Origin of the sequence: Streptomyces sp. NPDC005492, from assembly GCF_040605995.1 — a bacterium.
Classification (GTDB): Bacteria; Actinomycetota; Actinomycetes; order Streptomycetales; family Streptomycetaceae; genus Streptomyces.
Map to the genome: position 1 here is coordinate 118,325 of NZ_JBEXDX010000013.1, position 21,904 is coordinate 140,228.

At 70.8% G+C, this 21,904-nt stretch carries 18 protein-coding genes and 2 pseudogenes; 14 read left to right on the forward strand and 6 right to left on the reverse strand.

Annotated features, from left to right (window positions below; translation table 11 throughout):
- Window positions 1–99: 99 nt before the first annotated feature.
- Both ABZT04_RS19885 and ABZT04_RS19890 read right to left on the reverse strand, forming a co-directional pair.
- Entirely contained in the window at window positions 100–339 is a 240-nt protein-coding gene (locus tag ABZT04_RS19885) for a heavy-metal-associated domain-containing protein (RefSeq protein ID WP_355920966.1), read from the reverse strand.
- 82 nt (window positions 340–421) lie between these two features.
- Complete coding sequence (locus tag ABZT04_RS19890) at window positions 422–1,372, reverse strand: PrsW family intramembrane metalloprotease (RefSeq protein WP_356057977.1); 951 nt, start codon at window positions 1,370–1,372, stop codon at window positions 422–424.
- A gap of 61 nt (window positions 1,373–1,433) precedes the next feature.
- Between ABZT04_RS19890 and ABZT04_RS19895 the strand changes: the two are divergent.
- Both ABZT04_RS19895 and ABZT04_RS19900 read left to right on the forward strand, forming a co-directional pair.
- Window positions 1,434–1,658, forward strand: a pseudogene (locus ABZT04_RS19895) (cation:proton antiporter); the annotation flags it as partial.
- A 162-nt stretch (window positions 1,659–1,820) separates the two neighbouring features.
- Window positions 1,821–2,864, forward strand: coding sequence for a zinc-dependent alcohol dehydrogenase family protein (locus ABZT04_RS19900; protein WP_356058085.1), 1,044 nt, complete (start codon window positions 1,821–1,823; stop codon window positions 2,862–2,864).
- A gap of 136 nt (window positions 2,865–3,000) precedes the next feature.
- On the opposite strand, the gene ABZT04_RS19905 is transcribed toward ABZT04_RS19900, so the two are convergent.
- Window positions 3,001–3,201, reverse strand: a complete 201-nt coding sequence (locus ABZT04_RS19905; RefSeq protein ID WP_356057979.1) for a MerR family transcriptional regulator — start codon at window positions 3,199–3,201, stop codon at window positions 3,001–3,003.
- A gap of 388 nt (window positions 3,202–3,589) precedes the next feature.
- Window positions 3,590–4,435 carry a helix-turn-helix domain-containing protein gene (locus ABZT04_RS19910; RefSeq protein WP_356058086.1) on the reverse strand — a complete coding sequence of 282 codons (846 nt, stop codon included), beginning with the start codon at window positions 4,433–4,435 and terminating at the stop codon, window positions 3,590–3,592.
- 343 nt (window positions 4,436–4,778) lie between these two features.
- On the opposite strand from ABZT04_RS19910, the gene iolC reads away from it, so the two are divergent.
- The 10 genes and pseudogenes from iolC to ABZT04_RS19960 all read left to right on the forward strand — a co-directional run bounded on the left by iolC (window position 4,779) and on the right by ABZT04_RS19960 (window position 19,670).
- Entirely contained in the window at window positions 4,779–5,729 is a 951-nt protein-coding gene (gene iolC / locus ABZT04_RS19915) for a 5-dehydro-2-deoxygluconokinase (RefSeq protein ID WP_356057981.1), read from the forward strand.
- A gap of 65 nt (window positions 5,730–5,794) precedes the next feature.
- Window positions 5,795–6,712, forward strand: a complete 918-nt coding sequence (locus ABZT04_RS19920) for a deoxyribose-phosphate aldolase (protein ID WP_356058087.1) — start codon at window positions 5,795–5,797, stop codon at window positions 6,710–6,712.
- Between the two features lie 22 nt (window positions 6,713–6,734).
- Window positions 6,735–7,052 (forward strand): annotated as a pseudogene (locus ABZT04_RS19925) (5-deoxy-glucuronate isomerase); the annotation flags it as partial.
- A gap of 26 nt (window positions 7,053–7,078) precedes the next feature.
- Entirely contained in the window at window positions 7,079–8,962 is a 1,884-nt protein-coding gene (iolD, locus tag ABZT04_RS19930) for a 3D-(3,5/4)-trihydroxycyclohexane-1,2-dione acylhydrolase (decyclizing) (protein ID WP_356057982.1), read from the forward strand.
- 14 nt (window positions 8,963–8,976) lie between these two features.
- A complete protein-coding gene (mmsA, locus tag ABZT04_RS19935) occupies window positions 8,977–10,479 on the forward strand; it encodes a CoA-acylating methylmalonate-semialdehyde dehydrogenase (RefSeq protein WP_356057983.1) in 1,503 nt (500 codons plus the stop codon).
- A 208-nt stretch (window positions 10,480–10,687) separates the two neighbouring features.
- Window positions 10,688–12,088, forward strand: coding sequence for an APC family permease (locus ABZT04_RS19940; protein WP_356057984.1), 1,401 nt, complete (start codon window positions 10,688–10,690; stop codon window positions 12,086–12,088).
- A gap of 145 nt (window positions 12,089–12,233) precedes the next feature.
- Entirely contained in the window at window positions 12,234–15,047 is a 2,814-nt protein-coding gene (locus ABZT04_RS19945) for a CocE/NonD family hydrolase (protein ID WP_356057985.1), read from the forward strand.
- Window positions 15,044–15,907: an ABC transporter permease gene (locus ABZT04_RS19950; RefSeq protein WP_356057987.1), complete on the forward strand. Its 864-nt coding sequence runs from the start codon at window positions 15,044–15,046 to the stop codon at window positions 15,905–15,907. Before ABZT04_RS19945 ends, ABZT04_RS19950 begins: the two co-directional genes overlap by 4 nt.
- A gap of 147 nt (window positions 15,908–16,054) precedes the next feature.
- Window positions 16,055–17,620, forward strand: coding sequence for a von Willebrand factor type A domain-containing protein (locus ABZT04_RS19955; RefSeq protein WP_356057988.1), 1,566 nt, complete (start codon window positions 16,055–16,057; stop codon window positions 17,618–17,620).
- A gap of 130 nt (window positions 17,621–17,750) precedes the next feature.
- Window positions 17,751–19,670, forward strand: a complete 1,920-nt coding sequence (locus ABZT04_RS19960) for an AMP-dependent synthetase/ligase (protein ID WP_356057989.1) — start codon at window positions 17,751–17,753, stop codon at window positions 19,668–19,670.
- A gap of 65 nt (window positions 19,671–19,735) precedes the next feature.
- Here the strand turns inward: ABZT04_RS19960 and ABZT04_RS19965 are convergent, their stop codons facing one another.
- Window positions 19,736–20,143 (reverse strand): rodlin, encoded by a 408-nt coding sequence (locus tag ABZT04_RS19965; protein WP_356057990.1) that lies wholly within the window; start codon window positions 20,141–20,143, stop codon window positions 19,736–19,738.
- Between the two features lie 215 nt (window positions 20,144–20,358).
- The gene (locus ABZT04_RS19970) at window positions 20,359–20,772 is read right to left on the reverse strand and encodes a rodlin (protein WP_356057992.1); all 414 of its coding nucleotides are present in this window, start codon (window positions 20,770–20,772) and stop codon (window positions 20,359–20,361) included.
- 190 nt (window positions 20,773–20,962) lie between these two features.
- Between ABZT04_RS19970 and ABZT04_RS19975 the strand changes: the two genes are divergently transcribed.
- Window positions 20,963–21,379 carry a rodlin gene (locus ABZT04_RS19975; RefSeq protein ID WP_356057993.1) on the forward strand — a complete coding sequence of 139 codons (417 nt, stop codon included), beginning with the start codon at window positions 20,963–20,965 and terminating at the stop codon, window positions 21,377–21,379.
- Window positions 21,380–21,703: 324 nt separating this feature from the next.
- Window positions 21,704–21,895: a chaplin gene (locus tag ABZT04_RS19980; RefSeq protein ID WP_356058088.1), complete on the forward strand. Its 192-nt coding sequence runs from the start codon at window positions 21,704–21,706 to the stop codon at window positions 21,893–21,895.
- Window positions 21,896–21,904 lie beyond the last annotated feature (9 nt).

Below are 21,904 nucleotides of genomic sequence, written 5' to 3' on the forward strand. Positions count from 1 at the left end.
GACTCCAGACATCGGACCGGGCAGTGCGGAGCCAGTATGAGCTGGTCGGTACGGCCCGGTCGGAAACAGAAGCGTCGTACGAATGCTGACTGGTACCGCTCAGGCCTGGGCTACGAGCTCGAAGCCGGCCTCGTCGACGGCCGCGCGGACCGCCTCGTCGTCGAGCGGGGCGGCGGATACGACGGTGACCTCGCCGGTCGATGCGACGGCCTTCACCGAGCTGACACCGGGCAGTGCGGAGATCTCGCCGGAGACGGAGCCCTCGCAGTGTCCGCAGCTCATCCCGCTCACCTTGTAGACGGTGGTGACGGAACCCTGAGTGTCGGTCTGGGAGGTCATGTCGTTCTCCTCGGAAAGGCGTGTGGGGCGATTGGGGTCGGAGTGGCCCACAGTGGCTCACCCGGTACTCCACACTATACCCCTAGGGGGTATTTCTCCAAGAGGGGTCGCGGCGGGCCAGCGACCGCACCCAGGCGACGCCGAGCAGGGCCACGAGCACCAGGCCGCCCACCGAGAACATCGTGAAGAGATGCTCCTGCTGGTCGGTCGGCCGCGGGATGTACCCCTGGGCGAACAGCCGCCGGTCCAGGCCCGTGCTCGACAGCCGTGCCACCAGCCAGATCGCGATGCCGTGCGTCGAGTCCCACAGGGTGTGCAGCAGCGAGACGCCGAGATAGGTGCCGACGACCGGGCCGGTGAAGCGGAAGCGTCCATTCAACTGCCGGTAGGAGAGCAGGACGGCACCCGCGAGCGCCGTCCACAGGCCGTGCCCGAAGGGTGCGAGGACCCCGCGCAGGATCTCCGTCTCCAGCAGCGCCCGCAGATCGATGCCCTTCGCGGAGACGGCCGCGTTGAACGCGTACCCCGCGCTCTCCAGCGCCGCGAAACCGAAGCCGACCGTCGCGCCGAGCACCAGACCGGCGCGGATCCCGTGCAGCCGGGGCTGCCGGCGCAGCACGAACATCAGCGCCCCGAGCTTCACGGCCTCTTCGATGAGACCGACGCCGACGAACATCCACAGCGAGGGATGCAGCAGGTAGTACTCCATCACCGAGGCGCCCAGCACCCCGAGCGTGCCGCCGGTCAGGAAGCAGCCGAGGATCACGCTGACGCCCAGATCGCGCCCGTGCCGCTCGTACGCCCACAGCACGAAGGTCACCGGGACCAGGAAACTGCCGAGCAGGATCAGCGTCGGCAGCAGTGTGGTGTTCCGCGTCGCGTACGTGACCAGCGCGGTCAGCCCCCACAGCGCAAGACCGCCGCCCAGACAGTGCTTCCACCGGCCGGTACGGATCTGGGGGTACGTCGGCGGCGGCTGCTGCGGCCCGGGGATACGGGCCCGGGGCGCGCCGGGCGGCGGAGAGTAGGTCACGGCGAATCCCCTCGTACTCCTACAGGGCAGATTTACCGGCACTTTATGGTAGATACGCCTCATGTCGCAGTCCGGGGCGCTCGTCCTGATCATGGCCGTCGCCGTACTGGCACCCCTGCTGGCCTACGGGATCGGCCGGTGGCTCCCGGTCCCCCTGGTCGTCTTCGAGATCCTGCTGGGCATCGTCGTCGGCCCCGACGTACTCGGCTGGGCGGGCGACGGACAGGTGATCGTCAAGCGATCCGCGCGCGCCTTGCTGATCGCCATGGCATTGCTCCTTAGCGGGCGCGGTGTGGTGGGCGCTGCGCCCGCGTCCCCCGTGGTTCTCCCGGGTCGTCGCCATCACCACGATGTGGGGGGGCAGGTGTCGGTGGAGGTGGCCGAGTCCTGGTGAGGGGCGGGAGAGGTCACGATGGACCCGCAGACCGCGACGACGATGGGAGCACACATGCGAGCGGTGGTCTTCGAGCAGTTCGGTGACCCGGCCGAGGTCCGTGAGGTGTCCGACCCCCGACCCGCCCCCCACGGAGTGGTCGTACGCGTCGAAGCCACCGGCCTCTGTCGCAGTGACTGGCACGGCTGGCAGGGGCACGACCCCGACATCACGCTGCCCCACGTGCCGGGACATGAACTCGCCGGTGTCGTGGAGGCGGTGGGCGCCGGGGTGACGGGATGGCACCCCGGCGACCGCGTCACCGTACCGTTCGTGTGCGCCTGCGGAACCTGCGCGGCCTGCGCGGCCGGGGACCAGCAGGTGTGCGAGCGGCAGACCCAACCCGGCTTCACGCACTGGGGTTCCTTCGCCCAGTACGTGGCGCTGGACCACGCCGACGTGAACCTGGTCGCGATACCGCAGGAGATGTCCTTCGCGACGGCGGCCTCGCTCGGCTGCCGGTTCGCCACGGCGTTCCGCGCGGTGGTGCAGCGGGGCCGGGTCGCGGCGGGGGAGTGGGTCGCGGTGCACGGCTGCGGGGGAGTCGGTCTGTCTGCGGTGATGATCGCGGCGGCCTCGGGAGCCCGGGTCGTCGCCGTCGACGTCTCGCCCCAAGCACTGGACCTGGCACGGAAGTTCGGGGCGGCGGAGTGCGTGAACGGCGCGACCGTCCCGGACACGGCGCAGACGGTACGCGAACTGACGGGCGGCGGCGCCCACATGTCCCTGGACGCCCTGGGCTCACCGACGACCTGCGCCGCCTCGATCAACGGCCTCCGCCGCCGGGGCCGCCACATCCAGGTGGGCCTCCTCCCGTCCCCCTCCGGCACGACCCCGGTCCCCATGGCCCGCGCGCTCGCCCTGGAACTGGACCTCCTCGGCAGCCACGGCATGGCGGCCCACACCTACCCACCCATGCTGGAACTGGTCCGCGCCGGAGTACTCCGCCCCGACCTCCTCGCCACCTCGACGATCACCCTGGACGCGACCCCGACGGCCCTGGCCGCGATGGGGACGGCGCCGGGAGCGGGGGTGACGGTCATCGAGCCGTGGAGCTGACCCCGACCTTCTGACGCACCCGCCGGGCCCGGTGGGTGTGGCCGTAGACCCCCAACTACCGGCAACCGAATTGACCCGCGCCCCGAGCGACCGACGCGGCCCCGGACCCCCGGCACCGCGTCTCCGCCCCCTCGGCTCAGTCGTCCCTACGGCCCCGGTTGCCCGGCCGGGAGGCGACCCACGCTCGGACCGTGTCGGCGTACCAGTACGGCTTGCCGCTCTCCACGTGGTCGGGTGGGGGGAGCAGGCCGTGCTTGCGGTAGGAACGGACAGTGTCGGGCTGGACCTTGATGTGGGCCGCGATTTCCTTGTACGACCAGAGCCGTCGGTCGGTCATGAGTGCACCTCCCCGCGCGCGCCGCGGCGGCGGCCGGGGGCGGCCGTCGGGGGAGCCGTGCGCTGCGCTGGCGATCACAGAGCCATTGCCCGGTCAACGACACAGAGTGAGGATCGGGAAGCGGCTGTGGACCGGGTGTGACGCAAGACCCGCGTACACGCGACATGTGTGACACGGAGGGGGCTTTTGTGACACAAGTGACGCAAAGGCGCACGCTGGCGTACGGGCGCGGCGCGTTGACATCGCACGCGAAGTGGGGTGCGCAGCATGGTGGGCCGGACCCGCTGCGTCGGGCCCGGCCCACCGGCTCCCCGCATCCCCCGGGCCCGACGACCCACCGGAGGCCTGCGCATCCCCAGGGATCACCGGGCCAGGTGATCAGCCTGCATCAGCGCGCCCGGCGGGTCTTGGAGAAATCCGCACCGCGACCGGGAGCGAGCAGCAGACTCGTCGCCTCGCCCGTCATCCGGTCCCCGGCCGGCATCCCGCTCCGCGCCCCCGGCGGAGCCACCCTGGCCACCGTGAACTGCCCCGGCGTACACCCGGTCATCGCCTTGAACTCGCCGCTGAGATGCGCCTGGTCGTAGAAACCGCAGACCGCCGCCGTCTCCGCCTGACTCCGGCCGGAGGCGAGGAGCCGCCGGGCCCGCTGCAACCTCAGCACCCGTGCCGCGACCTTGGGGCCGAGCCCGATCTGTTCCCGGAAGCGGTTCTCCAACTGCCGTACGCTCCAGCCCACTTCCTCGGCCAGCCGGGGCACCGGCGTCGCGCCCCAGGTCCGCACCAGCTCCGACCAGGCCCGCACCACCCGCGCCGAACTCGGCACCCCGGCCGCTGACCACCGGGTGAACACATCGTCCAGCAGGGCGAATCGGGCGGCCCAGGTGGGCAACGCGGCGAGCCCGGCGGCCAGTTCACCGATGCCGGCCCAGCGGCGGTCGAGTTCGTGGGGCAGTTCGTCGGGGTCCACCACCCGGTCGGCCAGCTCGTGCTGAGCCGTACCGAACAGCGTGAACGCGGCCCACGGCGTCAGCAGCACCTCGACCGCCGCGAGCCGCCCGCTGTGCTCACCGAGCGCCGCGGTGGTCGTAGGCCCGCAGAACACCGACCCCAAGGTCGCCGGCGCCCGCCCCACCCGCGAGATCCGCACGGACCCCTCGAACCCGAGCAGCAGCGTCGCCGCCCCGATGGGCGCCTCCAGCCGGGCCCGGGGCCGCGCCAGGGCGAGCCGCATCCCGCGATAACTGATCACCCCGGGCCGCAGCCGGGGATGGGGCGACCCGAGCACGGTCTCCCAGGACCCGCCGGGCCCGTCTCCGCTACGGACGCGCACGGAAGCAGACATCCGGCCATCGTCCTACGGGTCGTAGCGCCCCGATAGAGGTGTGGGGCCGTGACGATCCGGACCCGTCGGAGAGCAAGCCCTTACCGTGAAGGTGTCCAGGTCTGGTCCGTATGTCTGGACAAAACATTGACAGGGCTCGGGGGGCAGGGCTACAAACCGGAGAGAGCCGAAACGAAGCCGCTTCGCGTCCGGGCCCCAGGGATCCCGGACGCGCGGGCGCGAAGGGAAGCCGATGGCGTACGACCTGATCACCATGGGGCGGATAGGGGTGGACCTCTATCCGCTGCAGACGGGCGTGCCGCTGCCCCAGGTGACGACCTTCGGGAAGTTCCTCGGCGGCTCGGCGACGAACGTCGCGGTCGCCGCCGCCCGGCTGGGCCGCGAGACGGCGGTGATCACGCGCACCGGCGACGACCCCTTCGGCACCTATCTGCACGAGGCGCTGCGCGACTTCGGCGTCGACGACCGCTGGGTCACCCCGGTCGCCGGACTGCCGACCCCGGTCACCTTCTGCGAGGTCTTCCCGCCGGACGACTTCCCGCTGTACTTCTACCGGCAGCCCAAGGCCCCGGACCTGGAGATCGACGCCCACGACCTCGACCTGGACGCGATCCACGAGGCCCGTATCTTCTGGATCACCGGCACCGGCCTGAGCGAGGAGCCCAGCCGTACGGCCACGCTCGCGGCCCTCGCGCACCGCGCCAAGTCCGGTACGACGGTCTTCGACCTCGACTGGCGGCCGATGTTCTGGGCCGATCCGAGTGCGGCCCGCCCGTTCTACGAAGAGGCTCTGCGGCACACCACCGTTGCCGTCGGCAACCTCGACGAGGTCGAGGTGGCCACCGGTGTACGCGAACCGCACGCCGCCGCCCGCGCGTTGCTGGACGCCGGTGTCGAACTCGCCGTCGTCAAGCAGGGCCCCAAGGGTGTCCTCGCGGTCAACCGGGACGGCGAGTCGGCCGAGGTGCCCCCGCTGCCCGTGAACGTCCTCAACGGACTCGGCGCCGGTGACGCCTTCGGCGGCTCCCTCTGCCACGGTCTGCTGGCCGGCTGGGACCTGGAGAAGATCATGCGGCACGCCAACGCGGCCGGGGCGATCGTCGCCTCGCGCCTGGAGTGCTCCTCCGCGATGCCCACGGCCACCGAGGTCGAGGACGCGATCGCAGCCGGAGCGGTGCTGTGAGGGCCGGCCGCGTGGCGGGCGCCGAGCACGAGCACGAACACGAGGGCGGGGACGGCCTCGTCGGTCTGCCGGGCCCCTCCGGTCACGAGGGCGGCACCGGCCCCCGCGTCGACATCTCCGAGCTCGTCCGGGTCCGCACCCGGCACCCCGAGGCGATCGCCGAGGCCGCCGCCCGACGGGTCCGTCGGCCGCTGCTCAACGAGGCCGGCCGACTGATGATCGTCGCCGCCGACCACCCGGCCCGCGGGGCGCTCGGCGTCGGCGACCGCAGGTTCGCCATGGCCAACCGCGCCGAACTGCTTGAACGCCTCTGCCTCGCGCTGTCCCGGCCCGGTGTCGACGGCGTCCTCGCCACCGCCGACATCCTGGACGACCTGCTCCTCCTCGGCGCCCTCGACGGCAAGGTCGTCATGGGCTCGATGAACCGCGGTGGCCTCCAGGGCGCCCGCTTCGAACTCGACGACCGCTTCACCGGCCACCGCGCCCAGGACATCGAGCGGCTCCGCTTCGACGCGGGCAAACTGCTGCTGCGCGTCGACTACGACGACCCGGGCTCCCTCACCACCCTGGAGTCCACCGCCCGTGCGATCGACGACATGGCGGCCCGCCGACTCCCGCTGTTCGTCGAGCCGTTCATCAGCCGCCGCACCGACGAGGGGAAGCTGAGGAACGATCTGTCCGCCGAGGCCGTCACCAAGTCGATCGCCATCGCGTCCGGCCTGGGCGGCACTTCGGCCTACACCTGGCTGAAGCTGCCCGTCACCGAGAACCCGGACGACATGGCCCAGGTCATGGAGACCTCCACGCTCCCGGCGGTCCTTCTCGGCGGCGAGGTCGGCGACGACCAGGACGGCGCCTACGAGAAGTGGCGCGGCGCCCTCCAACTCCCCACCGTCCGGGGCCTGGTGGTCGGCCGCTCGCTGCTCTACCCGCCGGACGGAGATGTGGCCGCCGCCGTCGACACCGCCGTAGGCCTGCTGTGAGGGCCGACTGATGACGACCGCCGTGCTTGTGCTCGGCGGTGGATGTACCGTGCGAATTGCGGACGAAGAGTTCCAACTCCCGGGCAAGGAAAGTGTGTTCGCCGAGGCCACCGGCCTCGCGCACGCACCCCGTGACGCCCGGGCTCAGATCGCCTCCGGCGCGGGAGGCCGCTTCGCCCTGGCAGGAGCGAAGTGCGAGCGACGACTCCCCGCTCGCTACGGCCCCGCGCCGGAGGTTCCGGTGGAACAGCACGGCAGCGGCACCCGAGGGGTCCCGAACGGTTCCGGCCGTCGGCGCGTATTCCCCTCCCATGAGGGCGGATCCGACGTCCTCACGGACCACGTAGAAAGCACAGAGGGTTACCGATGACCTCAACGACGAGGCTGACGGTCGCGCAGGCGCTCGTACGGTTCCTGTCCGCGCAGTACACCGAACGGGACGGCGTGCGGCGGCGGTTGATCGAGGCGACCTGGGGCATCTTCGGCCATGGCAACGTGGCCGGGCTCGGCCAGGCGCTCATCGAGTACGCCGACGGCATGCCCTACCACCAGGGCCGTAACGAACAGTCCATGGTGCACGCGGCGGTCGGCTACGCGCGGCAGTCGAACCGGCTGTCCGCGCACGCCGTCACGACCTCGATCGGTCCGGGTGCGACCAACCTCGTCACCGGTGCCGCGCTCGCCACGATCAACCACCTCCCGGTGCTGCTCCTCCCCGGCGACACCTTCGCCACCCGCCCCGCCGACCCGGTGCTCCAGCAGCTCGAAGTCCCGTACGCGGGCGATGTGTCGGTCAACGACTGTCTGCGCCCGGTGTCGAAGTACTTCGACCGGATCACGCGGCCCGAGGCGCTGATCCCCGCCGCCCTGAACGCCATGCGGGTGCTCACCGACCCCGTCGAGACCGGCGCCGTGACCCTCGCGCTCCCGCAGGACGTGCAGGCCGAGGCGTACGACTGGCCGGACGAGTTCTTCGCCGAACGCACCTGGGCCGTACGGCGACCGGGCGCAGACCCGGCCGAACTCGCCGAAGCCGTAAGGGTGATTCGGGCCGCCGAGCGCCCGCTGATCGTCGCGGGCGGCGGAGTCCACCACAGCCGCGCCGAGGCCGCCCTCGCCGAACTGGCCGCCGCCACCGGCATCCCGGTCGCCTCCACGCAGGCCGGCAAGGGCTCCCTGCGCCATGACCATCCGCAGGACGTCGGCGGCATCGGCCACACCGGCACCGCCACCGCCGACGAACTCGCCCGGCTGGCCGACCTGGTGATCGGCGTCGGCACCCGCTACACCGACTTCACCACCGCCTCCGGCACCCTCTTCGAACGCCCCGGCGTCCGCTTCCTCAACCTCAACATCGCCGCCTACGACGGCCACAAGCTCGCCGGTCAGCCGCTGATCGCGGACGCCCGCAGCGGACTGACCGCGCTGGCACGGGAGTTGGGCCCGCACGAGTACCGGGTCACGCCCTCGTACATCGCCGAGTACCGCGAGGACAAGGAGCGTTGGGAGCAGCGCGTCGACGCCTGCTACGAGGCCGATGAGCCCGACGTACGACCGACGCAGCCCCAAGTGCTGGGCGCGCTGGACGAGATCGTCGACGAGTCGGACATCCTCATCAACGCGGCCGGTTCGCTCCCCGGCGATCTGCACAAGCTGTGGCGAACCCGGTCGGTCGACCAGTACCACCTGGAGTACGGCTACTCCTGCATGGGCTACGAGATCCCGGCCGCGATCGGCGTGAAGCTGGCCGCCCCGGACCGGCCCGTGTGGGCGCTGGTCGGCGACGGCACGTACCTCATGATGCCGACGGAGATCGTGACCGCCGTCCAGGAGGGCATCGCGATCAAGGTGGTGCTGATACAGAACCACGGGTACGCGTCCATAGGCGGTCTGTCGGAGTCGGTGGGCGGCGAGCGCTTCGGTACCGCCTACCGCCACCAGGCCGACGACGGCACCTACACCGGCCGCCCGCTGCCCGTCGACCTCGCCGCCAACGCGGCCAGCCTAGGTATGCGCGTCCTGCGCGCCAAGACGGTCAGTGACCTGCGCGAGGCGCTCGCGGCGGCACGGGACGCCGACACTCCCACATGTGTCTACGTGGAGACCGAAACCGCAGACACAGTGTCGGGCGCGCCCCCGGCGCAGGCCTGGTGGGATGTACCTGTGGCCGCGACCGCGACCCGATCGTCGGCGGTCAAGGCACGTGAGCTGTACGAACGGCACGTCTCCACCCGACGCCGCCATCTGTGAAGGAGTATCTGGGCATGACGAAGATCGTCAACCACTGGATCGGCGGCAAGACCGTCGAAGGCGCCTCGGGCAACTACGGGCCGGTCACCGACCCGGCGACCGGCGCGGTCACCACGAAGGTCGCCTTCGCGTCGGTCGACGAGGTCGACGCGGCGGTCGCCGCGGCCAAGGACGCCTACGCGACCTGGGGCACCTCGTCCCTCGCCAAGCGGACGACGATCCTCTTCAAGTTCCGTGCGCTCCTGGACGCCAACCGGGATGCGATCGCCGAGCTGATCACCGCCGAGCACGGCAAGGTGCACTCCGATGCGCTGGGTGAGGTCGCGCGCGGTCTGGAGATCGTCGACCTGGCGTGCGGGATCAGCGTGCAGCTCAAGGGCGAACTGTCGACCGAGGTCGCGTCCCGCGTGGACGTCTCCTCCATCCGCCAGCCGCTGGGTGTCGTGGCCGGCATCACGCCGTTCAACTTCCCGGCGATGGTGCCGATGTGGATGTTCCCGATCGCCATCGCGACCGGCAACACGTTCGTGCTGAAGCCGTCGGAGAAGGACCCGTCGGCGTCGTTGAAGATCGCCGAACTGCTGGCGGAAGCCGGCCTGCCGGACGGTGTGTTCAACGTCGTGCACGGTGACAAGGTGGCCGTGGACCGGCTCCTGGAACACCCGGACGTCAAGGCCGTCTCCTTCGTCGGATCCACCCCGATCGCCCGCTACATCCACACCACCGCCTCCGCGAACCACAAGCGCGTGCAGGCGCTGGGCGGTGCCAAGAACCACATGCTGGTCCTCCCGGACGCGGACCTGGACGCGGCCGCCGACGCCGCCGTCAGCGCGGCCTACGGGTCGGCGGGTGAGCGCTGCATGGCCATCTCGGCGGTCGTCGCGGTCGGTGCGATCGGCGACGAGCTGGTCGCGAAGATCCGCGAGCGCGCCGAGAAGATCAAGATCGGTCCCGGCAACGACCCGACCTCGGAGATGGGCCCGCTGATCACGAAGGTGCACCGCGACAAGGTGGCCTCCTACGTCACCGGCGCGGCGGCCGAGGGCTGCGAGGTCGTCCTGGACGGCACCGGCCACACCGTGGAGGGCTTCGAGGACGGCCACTGGATCGGCATCTCCCTGCTCGACAAGGTGCCCACCACGGCGAAGGCCTACCAGGACGAGATCTTCGGCCCCGTCCTGTGCGTGCTGCGGGTGGACACCTACGACGAGGGCGTGGCCCTGATCAACGCCTCGCCGTTCGGCAACGGCACCGCGATCTTCACCCGGGACGGCGGCGCGGCCCGCCGCTACCAGATGGAGGTCGAGGCGGGCATGGTCGGTGTGAACGTGCCGATCCCGGTCCCGGTCGGCTACCACTCCTTCGGTGGCTGGAAGGACTCGCTCTTCGGCGACCACCACATCTACGGCAACGACGGCACGCACTTCTACACCCGCGGCAAGGTCGTCACCACCCGCTGGCCCGACCCCGCCGACGCCCCCACCGGCGTCGACCTCGGATTCCCGCGCAACCACTGAGCGTCATCCGCAGCACCTGGTGGGGCCGTCCGTATCGCGGACGGCCCCACTTTTTTCGTCCCGCCGACTGCGGTTCCCGCAGGGAGCGGGACCGTGGCCCGCACTGCCTCGAACTACCGATTGCGCCCTACTTGACCTATCCGATCTACGGATTCCGTAGGTGAACACCCATTGACGTGACGGTTTCCGTCACTGTTCCATCAGCCCCGTGACCGACACCCTCCCCACCGCCGAGGCCGCCGTCGCCGAGGCGTCGGGCAGCCCCCAGGGCCCGCAGCAGCTCAAGCGTTCCATCGGCATCGTCGGTGGCACGCTTCTCACGCTCTCGTGCGTGACGCCCGCCTCCACGCTCTTCGTGGTCGTCCCCGACCTGTTCGGCTCGCTCGGTACCGCGACCGCCCTCACCATCGCGATCGGCTCCGTCCTCTGTATCGCCGTGGCGTTCTGCTACTCGGAGCTGGGCACCCTCATCCCCAGCGCGGGCGGCGAGTACGCCATGGTGTCGACGCTGGCGGGCCGGCTCGCGGGCTGGCTCGTCTTCGTCCTCTCCCTCCTCGTCGTGATGATCGTCCCGCCGGTGATCGCGATGGGCACCGCGGACTACCTCGCCCCGATCGTCCACCTCGACCCGGCGATGACCGGCGCGGGCGTCATGCTCCTGGCCACCCTCGCGGGCCTGCTGGACCTGCGCGCCAACGCCTGGATCACCGGCGTCTTCCTGGTCCTCGAAGTCATCGCGGCCGGAGTCGTGGCCCTCCTGGGCTTCACGCACAGCCACCGCGGCCTCGGCAGCCTCACCTCGATGCAGGTCGCAGGCACCGGCGGCCACACGGACACGGTGACGGCGATGCTGGTCGTCTCCGGCCTGGCGATCGCCCTCTTCGTCACCCAGGGCTTCTCGACGGCGGTCTATCTCTCCGAGGAACTGGAGAACCCGCGCCGCAACGTGGCCCGCACGGTCCTCGCCACCCTCGCGATCTCCACGGTGATCATCCTGGTCCCGGTGGTCGCGATCACCCTGGGCGCGTCCGACCTCTCCGAGCTGACCGGCGGCGACATCAGCAGCATGGTCACCGCCTGGTCCAACTCCGCCGTCGGCACCTTCGTCAGCCTCTGCGTGGCCCTCGCGATCATCAACGCCGGCATCGTCATGGTCATCCAGAACTCCCGCGTCCTGTTCGCCTCCGCCCGCGACAAGGCCTGGCCCGAGCCGGTCAACACCGTCTTCTCCAAGCTCGGCCGCTTCGGCTCCCCCTGGGTCGCCACCCTCGCCGTCGGCGTCCCCGGCGCGATCCTCTGCTTCGTCAACCTCGACACCCTGTACGGCGTGACAGGCGTCTCGGTGACCGGCATGTACCTGCTGGTCGCGGTCGCCGCCCTGCTGTCCCGGCGCGGAAACCACCGGCACACGCACGCGTGGCGCATGCCGCTGTGGCCCGCGGTGCCGATCCTGCTGATCGCCGTCCTGGCGTACATCCTCACCCAGCAGGAGACGAGCTATCTGCTGTGGACGGGTGGCATCGTCGCCGTGGCCACCCTCTACTGGGCGTTCTACCTGCGCCCGCACAGGGAGACGCGCTGGCTGGTCTCGATCCCGGAGGAGAACTAGGGCCTGGAGGAGGCCAAGGCCCCGGAGGGCCGAGGCCTCCAATCCTCCGAGCTACTGGCCGTACACCAGACGCGGTACGTGATGGAACTCCGGTTCACCCCAGGGTCTGCCCCAACTGTCAGCGACGCCCCGTACCGTTGAACGCATGGATCTTCGACTGCCGCTGCGACGCCCCCGGCGATGGCTGGCCGCCACGGCCGCCGTAGCCGTGCTCGCCGGCGCCGGCACCTGGACGGCGGCCGTGGCCTCCGACAACACACCGAAGGTGCACCGCGCCGACCGGGTCATGGCCGTGGACGGAGTGCGCCTCGACACCTCGTACTTCACCTCCGGCACCACCGGCCGCCGCCCCGCCGTCCTCCTGGCGCACGGCTTCGGCGGCAGCAAGGCCGACGTCCGCAAAGAGGCCCAGGACCTGGCCCGGGACGGATACGCGGTGCTGACCTGGTCGGCGCGCGGCTTCGGGAAGTCCACCGGCAAGATCGGGCTGAACGACCCGTCCGGCGAGGTCAAGGACGTATCGAAGCTGATCGACTGGCTGGCGAAGCAGCCGGACGTCCAGCTCGACAAACCGGGCGACCCGCGCGTGGGAGTGGCGGGCGCCTCCTACGGCGGAGCGATCTCCCTGCTGGCCGCCGGGTACGACGGCCGGGTGGACGCCATCGCCCCGGCGATCACGTACTGGAACCTCGCCGACGCGCTGTTCCCGAACGGCGTCTTCAAGAAGCTCTGGACCGGCATCTTCATCAACTCCGGTGGCGGCTGCGCCAAGTTCGAGCCCCAGTTGTGCGCGATGTACGACCGGGTCGCCGAGTCCGGCAAGCCGGACGCGGCAGCCCGCGCCCTCCTGGAGGCCCGCTCCCCCTCGGCCGTCGCCGCGCACATCAACGTGCCGACACTGCTCCTCCAGGGCCAGACCGACTCCCTCTTCCCGCTCGGCCAGGCCGACGCGGCCGCGAAGGCGATCCGGGCGAACGGCGCCCCGGTGGACGTCGACTGGATCGCGGGCGGCCATGACGGCGGCGACATGGAGACGAGCCGCGTACAGGCGCGCGTGACCTCGTGGTTCGACCGGTACCTGAAGGACGACGAGAACACCGACACCGGCCCCGCCTTCCGCGTCACCCGCACCGGAGGCGTCGACTCCACGGACGGCGCGGCCCTGCTGCGCGGCGCCAGCGGCAGCGTCTACCCCGGCCTGGAGAGCGACCCGCGCTCGATCGCCCTGACCGGCCGCCGCGAGCAGAGCTTCGTCAACCCGGCCGGGGCCAGCCCGCCAGCGATCTCCGCCCTGCCGGGCCTCGGCGGCAGCGGCGGCCTGTCCCAACTGTCCGCGCTGGGCGTCGGCGTCTCCCTGGACTTCCCCGGCCAGTACGCGGCCTTCAACTCGGCCCCCCTCACCAGAGACCTCCGCATCACGGGATCGCCGACGGTCACCGTCCACGTCAAGTCGACCGACACCACCGCCGTCCTCTTCGCCAAGGTCTACGACGTCGGCCCGGGCGGCACCCAACAGGTGCTCCCCTCCCAGCTCGTGACCCCCCTCAGGGTCGACGGCGCCCAGGCCGGCAAGGACGTCGCGATCACCCTCCCGGCCATCGACCACGACGTCCAGAGCGGCCACCACCTCCGCCTGGTCCTCGCCTCGACGGACCTCGGCTACGCCTCCCCGGCGGCCCCGGCGACGTACACCGTCACCCTGAAGGGCGACCTCAAGGTGCCGACGGCCGCCGGCGTCACCACCGCGGCGGCGGCACTGCCGTCCTGGGTGTGGTGGCTCCCGATGGCCGGCGCGGCCCTCGCCCTGGTGCTGCTGCTGACCGGCCGCAGGCGTACGGCCTCGACACCCCCCGACCCCGGGCTGGCCGAAGTCCCGCTCCAGATCACCGACTTGAGCAAGCGGTACGCGAAGTCGGCGGACCGGTACGCGGTACGGGACCTGTCCTTCCGCGTCGAGAAGGGCCAGGTGCTCGGCCTGCTGGGTCCGAACGGCGCGGGCAAGACGACCACCCTGCGCATGCTGATGGGCCTGATCACACCGGACGCCGGCGAGACCAGGGTCTTCGGCCACGCGATCCGCCCGGGCGCGCCCGTCCTGTCCCGGGTCGGCGCGTTCGTCGAGGGCGCGGGCTTCCTCCCGCACCTCTCGGGCCGCGAGAACCTGGAGCTGTACTGGCAGGCGACGGGACGGCCGCCGCAGGACGCCCACCTGGAGGAGGCCCTGGAGATCGCGGGCCTCGGCGACGCGCTCGCCCGCGCGGTCCGCACCTACTCCCAGGGCATGCGCCAGCGCCTCGCCATCGCCCAGGCCATGCTCGGCCTCCCCGACCTCCTCATCCTCGACGAACCGACCAACGGCCTCGACCCGCCCCAGATCCGCGAGATGCGCGAGGTGATGATCCGCTACGCGGCGGCCGGCCGCACGGTCATAGTCTCCAGCCACCTCCTCGCCGAGGTCGAGCAGTCCTGCACCCACCTCGTGGTCATGGACCGCGGCCGCCTCGTCCAGGCAGGCCCGGTCGCCGAGATCACCGGCTCCGGCGACACCCTCCTCGTAGGCCTGGCGACCGACGTCACCGACCCCCTGGTGGAAAAGATCGCGGCCCTCCCGGACGTGGAGTCGGTGACACGCGCGGAGGGCGGCCTGCTGCTGAGGCTGGCTCCCGCCGACGAGTTGGTGACCGCCAACTCCCTGGCGGACGGGGCGAATACGCACACCGGTGCGGTCGCCGCCGCCACGACCGAGGCGTCCGGCATCGCGCTCGCCGAGCCCTCCGACGCCGCGCTCGACGCGGAGGCATCCGCAGAGGACCCGGCGTCCCCGCCCCCCACCCACGGCTCCGCCACCGCCGCCCGGCTCCTCGTGGAACTCGTACGACTCGAAGTCCCCGTCTCCTCGGTCGGCCCCCACCGCCGACTGGAAGACGCCTTCCTCACCCTGATCGGAGGTTCCGCATGAGCACGCTCGCCGAGCCCGTCGAGGTGGCCTCCGGCTACCGGGCCGGCCGCACCCTGCCCCTGAGGGTCGAGCTGGTCCGGCAGTTGAAGCGGCGCCGCACGCTGATCATGGGCGGCATCCTCGCCGCGCTGCCCTTCGTGCTGGTGGCCGCCTTCGCGATCGGCGGCACCCCGGGCGACCGCAATTCCCAGGTGACGCTGATGGACACGGCCACCTCGTCCGGCGCCAACTTCGCCGCGGTGAACCTGTTCGTGTCGGCGGGCTTCCTCCTGGTCGTCCCGGTCGCCCTGTTCTGCGGGGACACGGTCGCCTCCGAGGCGAGCTGGTCCTCCCTGCGCTACCTGCTGGCGGCACCCGTGCCGAGGGCCCGCCTCCTGTGGTCCAAGCTCGTGGTCGGACTCACGCTCAGCCTCGCCGCGATGGTCCTGCTCCCGCTCGTCGCCCTGGCCGTCGGCACCGCCGCCTACGGCTGGGGCCCGCTGGAGCTGCCCACCGGCGGAGCGATCGGCGCGGGCACGGCGGCGCAACGCCTGCTGGTGGTCGTGGCGTTCATCTTCGTGTCCCAACTGGTCACCGCGGGGCTCGCGTTCTGGCTCTCGACCAAGACCGACGCGCCCCTGGGAGCGGTCGGCGGCGCGGTCGGCCTCACCATCGTCGGCAATGTCCTGGACGCCGTCACGGCCCTCGGCCACTGGCGCGACTTCCTGCCCGCGCACTGGCAGTTCGCCTGGGCGGACGCCGTACAACCCCATCCCGAGTGGTCCGGCATGATCCAGGGCACAGCGGTCTCCGTTACCTACGCCCTGGTGCTGTTCGCCCTGGCCTTCCGGGGTTTCGCCCGCAAGGACATCGTGTCCTAGGTCACCGGAGGATCTCCCACCGGTCTCGACCGGCCATGATCGCGACACCTTCGAGACTCTTCCGCAACTCCCCGTAGCGCACATTCCGGCCCCCTCCGCCGTCACAGTCGCAGAAGCCGACGTCAACGGACCGAGGGGGCACCGCAGATGGAAACCCACGGAACACACCCGGGCGAGTGGCGGGAGACGCGCTCGCGCCACCGCACCCGCCGCCTGCGTGCCGCCCTGCTCGCGCTCACCGCCGCGGGCGGCCTGCTGCTCACCGGCTGCGGCGCGGGCGGCGGCAGCCACTCCAGCAGCTCGGACGGGGCGAACCGCACCGGCTTCCCGGCCCCCGCCCCGGCCGTCACCTCCGGCGGAGAACAGGACGGGGAGCGGAAAGGCAGCTCCGCCGACGAGATCGCCCCGTCCCCCGACTACCTCTCCACCTTCGCCCTCGACGTGGACACCGCCTCCTACGGCTACGCGCGCCGAGCCCTCGCCGACGGCCGGATGCCCGACCCGTCGACGATCCGCCCCGAGGAATTCGTCAACAGCTTCCGGCAGGACTACGACCGCCCCGACGGCAACGGCTTCACGGTCACCGTCGACGGCGCCCGCACCGACGACACCGACTGGTCCCTCGTCCGCGTCGGCCTCGCCACCCGCACCGCCGAGGACAGCGTCGAACGCCCGCCCGCCGCCCTCACGTTCGTCATCGACGTCTCCGGCTCCATGGCCGAGACGGGCCGCCTGGACCTCGCCAAGAAGTCCCTCGACGAGATGACCGACCGGCTGCGCGACGACGACTCGGTCGCGCTCGTCACCTTCAGCGACGAGGCCGAGACCGTCCTGCCGATGACCCGCCTCGACGGCCACCGCGGCAAGGTCCACACGGCCATCGACGAACTGGAGACCCAGTCCTCGACCAACCTCGGCGCCGGCGTCGAGACCGGCTACGCCACCGCCACCGAGGGCCTGCGTGAGGGCGCCACCAACCGAGTCGTCCTCATCTCCGACGGCCTCGCCAACACCGGTGACACCAACGCCGATTCGATCCTCGAACGCATCGCGGACGAACGGCGCGAGCACGGCATCACCCTCTTCGGCGTCGGCGTCGGCAGCGACTACGGCGACGCCCTGATGGAACAACTCGCCGACAAGGGCGACGGCCACACCGCGTACGTCTCGAACGACGCCGACGCCCGCAAGGTGTTCGTCGACCAACTCCCGCAGAACATCGACCTCACGGCCCGCGACGCCAAGGCCCAGGTCGCCTTCGACCCCGAGACGGTCGTGCGGTTCCGCCTCATCGGCTACGAGGACCGCAAGGTCGCCGACGACGACTTCCGCGACGACAAGGTCGACGGCGGCGAGGTCGGCCCCGGCCACACCGTGACCGCCCTCTACGCCGTCCGCACCAGGCCCGGCGCCGACGGCCACCTCGCCACCGCGAGCGTCCGCTGGCTCGACCCCGACACCCGCGCCCCGCACGAGGAATCGGGCCAGTTGGAGACCGACGCCCTGCACGACTCCCTGAGCGGCGCCCCGAACACCTTCCAAGTCACCGCGGTGGCCGCCTACTTCGCCGACTCCCTCCGCTCGACCGACCTGCCCGGCGAACCCGGACTGGACGAACTGGCCACCCAGGCCCACGCGTTGGCGACCAGGACCGAGGACAAGGACGTACGCCGACTCGCCGAGGCGATCGACGAGGCAAGCCGTATGAACTGAACCCGACTGAATCCAACTGAGTCCGACCGAACCGGAACCGACTCGGCCGACCCCATTGACCTTCCCCTACTTGCGAGTAAGTTGACGCCCCAGTCACCGTCACCGTCGACGTCGACCGGGAGCAGTCGTCATGGGCGTACGCAAGGACCTGAAGCGGGCGCGGCAGCGCACCGACCTGGCGGCCCGCACCCGGGTCGAACTCACCAGGGACGAGCGGGGCGTCGTACGGGAGGCGAGCACGCTGCCGCTCGCCCCGCGTCCGACCACCGGCAGCACCGCCGACCTGCCGTTCACCAACGCGGCCGAGGCCCCCGACACCGTGGTCCTCCGCCGCGAACAGGACGGCACCTGGCAGCCCGTGACGGCGGCCGCCTTTGCCCGCGAAGTCACCGCCACCGCAAAGGGGTTGATGGCGGCGGGCCTCGAACCGGGCGGCCGGGTCGCGGTCATGTCCCGTACCCGCTACGAGTGGACGGTCCTGGACTTCGCGATCTGGGCGGCCGGCGGCCAGACCGTACCGATCTACGCCACCTCGTCCGCCGAGCAAGTGGAGTGGATCGTCCGGGACTCGGGCGCCCGCCTCGTCGTCACGGAGACCGCCGAGGACGCCGACACGGTCGCCAAGGGCACCGGCCGCCATCCCCAACTCCCGCGCGTCTGGCGGCTGGACGCCGGAGCCATGGCCGAACTCGGGGCCCTGGGCGCGGACATCCCCGACGAGGAGGTCGCCAAGCGCCGCGCCTGCCTCACCCCCGACACGATCGCGACGATCTGCTACACCTCCGGCACCACCGGACGCCCCAAGGGCTGCGTCCTCACCCACGCCAACCTGCACGCGGAGGCGGCCAACACGGTCGAGTTGCTGCACCCCCTCTTCACCGAGGTCACCGGCCAGGTCGCCTCGACACTCCTCTTCCTCCCGCTCGCGCACATCATGGGCCGCACCCTGCAGATCGCCTGCCTGATGGCCCGCATCGAGATCGGCCACTGCCCGAGCATCAAGCCCGACGAACTCCGGCCCGCGCTACGGGAGTTCAGGCCCACCTTCCTGGTCGGCGTGCCCTACCTCTTCGAGAAGATCCACGACACCGGCCGCGCGACCGCCGAGAAGATCGGCCGCGCCGCCTCCTTCGACCGCGCCGACCGCACCGCCGTCCGCTTCGGCGAGGCCTACCTCAACAAGTTCCTCGGCACCGGCAAGGGCCCCGGCCCCGGCCTCTACGCCGCGTGGGCCCTGTACGACCTGCTGGTGTACCGCCGTATCCGCAAGGAACTCGGCGGCCGGCTGCGGTACGCCATCAGCGGCGGCTCCCCGCTCGACCGCGACCTCAACCTCTTCTTCTCCGCCGCCGGGATCATCGTCTACGAGGGCTACGGCCTCACCGAGACGACCGCCGCCGCCACCATCGTCCCGCCGCTCAGGCCCCGCCCCGGCACGGTCGGCCTCCCGGTGCCCGGCACCGCGATCCGTATCGCCGACGACGGCGAGGTGTTCGTCAAGGGCGGGGTGGTCTTCGGCGCGTACTGGAACAACCCGGCGGCCACCGACGCCGTACTGCGGGAGGAGTGGTTCGCGACGGGGGACCTGGGCGCGCTCGACGAGGACGGCTATCTCACCATCACCGGCCGCAAGAAGGACATCCTCGTCACCAACGGCGGCAAGAACGTCTCCCCGGCGGTCCTGGAGGACCGGCTGCGCAGCCGCGCCCCGGTCGGCCAGTGCCTGGTCGTCGGCGACAACCTCCCCTTCGTGGCCGCCCTGATCACCCTCGACCCCGAGGCTCTCGCCCACTGGCTGTCGGTCCGGGGGCTCCCCGCGGACACCCCGCTCGCCGACCTCGTGCGGGACCCGAGCCTGCGGGCCTACGTCCAGAGGGCCGTCGACCACGCCAACCAGGCGGTCTCCCGAGCCGAGTCGATCCGCGCCTTCGCCCTGGTCGAGGGCGAGTTCACCGAGGAGAACGGCCTGCTGACCCCGTCCCTGAAACTCAAGCGGCATGTGGTGACGGCGGCCTACGCGGACGACATCGAGGCCCTCTACGCGAAGTAGCGCCACCTCATGCGAGAGCGGGCCGCCGAAGTCCTCGGCGGCCCGCTCTCGTGGTGCTGGTGGGGTCAGCTACCCGCAGCGCCGTTGCCCGACAGGACCGGGATGTTGTCCAGGATGTGCGACAGCGGCTCGTCGCCCTTGGCCTGGGTGGAGTTCTCGGTGCACTGCTGGTTCTGCGGCGCGGAGAGGATCGGCACGTCCTGGAGGACGGTGATCGGCACCAGGCCGATGAGCGAGGCCAGGTTGGCCTTGACCGGCAGGCCGACACAGGGCTTGTTCAGCGAGCCCTGGACGAGGGAGAGCTGGGGGCTCATGTCGCCCTTGGTCTCCTGGTTGCCGTACTTCTGCTCGGAGCCGTTGCCGTTGGCGGTGGTGACGCCGTCGTCGTTGCCGATCGCCATCGCCGGGGTGGCGACGGCGGAGACACCGGCGATGGAGGCGGCAACAGCCGCGGTCGCCCACAGCTTCTTCATGTTCTATCCCTTTCGGAGGACGGACTCCCGTTGCGGAGCCGCGTGATGATCAACCGGGTGGTGACTGGTTTGGTTGCGGCTTTTGCCCCGAATGGAGCAATGTGCCGGTCGTGAACTCCGTGGACGACGGAGGGGTTACCGGCGCGGGCGGATCCGCCCGCACATAAACCGACGGGCCGCCGGCAATTCGGCGGCCCGTCGTGCGAGTCCGCGAATCAGCTTCCCGCGGCGCCGTTGCCCGAGAGGACCGGGATGTTGTCCAGGATGTGCGACAGGGGCTCGTCGCCCTTCGCCTGGGTCGAGTTCTCCGTGCACTGCTGGTTCTGCGGCGCGGAGAGGATCGGCACGTCCTGGAGGACGGTGATCGGCACCAGGCCGACCAGCGAGGCCAGGTTCGCCTTGACCGGCAGGCCGATGCAGGGCTTGTTGAGCGAGCCCTGGACGAGCGCCATCTGCGGGCTCATGCTGCCGTACGTGGCCTGGTTGCCGTAGACCTGCTCGGAGCCGTTGCCGTTGGCGGTGGTGACGCCGTTGTCGTTACCGATCGCCATCGCCGGGGTGGCGACGGCAGCCGAGGCTCCGACGACGGAAGCGGCGACAGCCGCAGCAGCCATAACCTTCTTGATCACTTCATGATCCCTTCTGGAGTAACCCCGTCCACCGGAGCGACCTGAACAACTGGCGCCCGGCCGCATGGTTGCTCCCATTCACTCCAATGGCCCAGATGAATCCAACCGGGTGAAGCCACGGAACCAATTCCGCAGACCCCTGTTGATGGGGGAGCAGGAATTGTGTCTCTGCCAGGAAAGGACCGCAGAAATGCTCAAGAAGGCAATGGCTGCGACGGCTGTCGCGGCTTCCGTCGTCGGCGTCTCGGCGACGGCCGCCCCGCAGGCGCTGGCCATCGGCAACGACAACGGCGTCACCACGGCGAACGGGAACGGTGCCGAGCAGGCCTACGGCAACGCCAGGACCAAGGGCGACCTGAGCCCCCAGCTCTCGCTCGCCCAGGGCGACCTGAACAAGCTCTGTGTCGGCCTGCCGGTCAAGGTGAACGCGGCTTCCCTCGTGGGCATCCTGGTGCCGGTCACCGTCCTGCAGGACGTGCCGATCCTGTCGGCCCCGCAGAACCAGCAGTGCACGGAGAACTCGACCCAGGCGAAGGGCGACGAGCCGCTGTCGCACCTCCTGGACAACATCCCGGTCCTCTCGGGCAACGGCGCCGTGGGTAGCTGACCGTACGCCCCCGAGTGAACCGGGCGGCCCGCCGGACCTTTCCGCGCGGGTCGCCCGGTTTGCTTGAAAAAGCTGTCTTCCCTTGAAGAGAAGCGTTTCTGCATCAGTGCGGCCATCGCGTCAATTCAGTGCGGACGATCGAGTGAATTGTCAGGCGGCGCGCGTTCTTCAGTTTCTTCCGGTGTCTATCCCTCGTTTTACAGGCTGCAGGTCATGGTGCGAGCCGCCCAAGCTGTGCTCGCTCGGTTTCGGCCGTCATAGGGCATGACCGCAGAGAAGGGAACGTTCATGAAGAAGAGCGCTGCTGTTGTCGCTGGTGCGATCATGGCCCTCGGCATGGCTGCCCCGGCCTTCGCCGACGCCGGTGCCGAGGGTGCCGCCATCGGTTCGCCGGGTGTCCTCTCGGGCAACGTGGTCCAGGTTCCCGTGCACATCCCCGTCAACGTGTGCGGCAACTCGATCGACGTGATCGGCCTGCTGAACCCGGCGTTCGGCAACGTGTGCGCCAACGACTGACGATGTAAC

Coding starts and splice junctions, on each gene's coding strand:
- ABZT04_RS19955 (WP_356057988.1), top strand. CDS start 16,055: ATGGAAACCCACGGAACACACCCGGGCGAGTGGCGGGAGACGCGCTCG.
- ABZT04_RS19900 (WP_356058085.1), top strand. CDS start 1,821: ATGCGAGCGGTGGTCTTCGAGCAGTTCGGTGACCCGGCCGAGGTCCGT.
- ABZT04_RS19965 (WP_356057990.1), bottom strand. CDS start 20,143: ATGAAGAAGCTGTGGGCGACCGCGGCTGTTGCCGCCTCCATCGCCGGT.
- ABZT04_RS19945 (WP_356057985.1), top strand. CDS start 12,234: ATGGATCTTCGACTGCCGCTGCGACGCCCCCGGCGATGGCTGGCCGCC.
- ABZT04_RS19905 (WP_356057979.1), bottom strand. CDS start 3,201: ATGACCGACCGACGGCTCTGGTCGTACAAGGAAATCGCGGCCCACATC.
- ABZT04_RS19885 (WP_355920966.1), bottom strand. CDS start 339: ATGACCTCCCAGACCGACACTCAGGGTTCCGTCACCACCGTCTACAAG.
- ABZT04_RS19960 (WP_356057989.1), top strand. CDS start 17,751: ATGGGCGTACGCAAGGACCTGAAGCGGGCGCGGCAGCGCACCGACCTG.
- iolD (WP_356057982.1), top strand. CDS start 7,079: ATGACCTCAACGACGAGGCTGACGGTCGCGCAGGCGCTCGTACGGTTC.
- mmsA (WP_356057983.1), top strand. CDS start 8,977: ATGACGAAGATCGTCAACCACTGGATCGGCGGCAAGACCGTCGAAGGC.
- ABZT04_RS19950 (WP_356057987.1), top strand. CDS start 15,044: ATGAGCACGCTCGCCGAGCCCGTCGAGGTGGCCTCCGGCTACCGGGCC.
- ABZT04_RS19975 (WP_356057993.1), top strand. CDS start 20,963: ATGCTCAAGAAGGCAATGGCTGCGACGGCTGTCGCGGCTTCCGTCGTC.
- ABZT04_RS19910 (WP_356058086.1), bottom strand. CDS start 4,435: ATGCGGCTCGCCCTGGCGCGGCCCCGGGCCCGGCTGGAGGCGCCCATC.
- ABZT04_RS19980 (WP_356058088.1), top strand. CDS start 21,704: ATGGCCCTCGGCATGGCTGCCCCGGCCTTCGCCGACGCCGGTGCCGAG.
- iolC (WP_356057981.1), top strand. CDS start 4,779: ATGGCGTACGACCTGATCACCATGGGGCGGATAGGGGTGGACCTCTAT.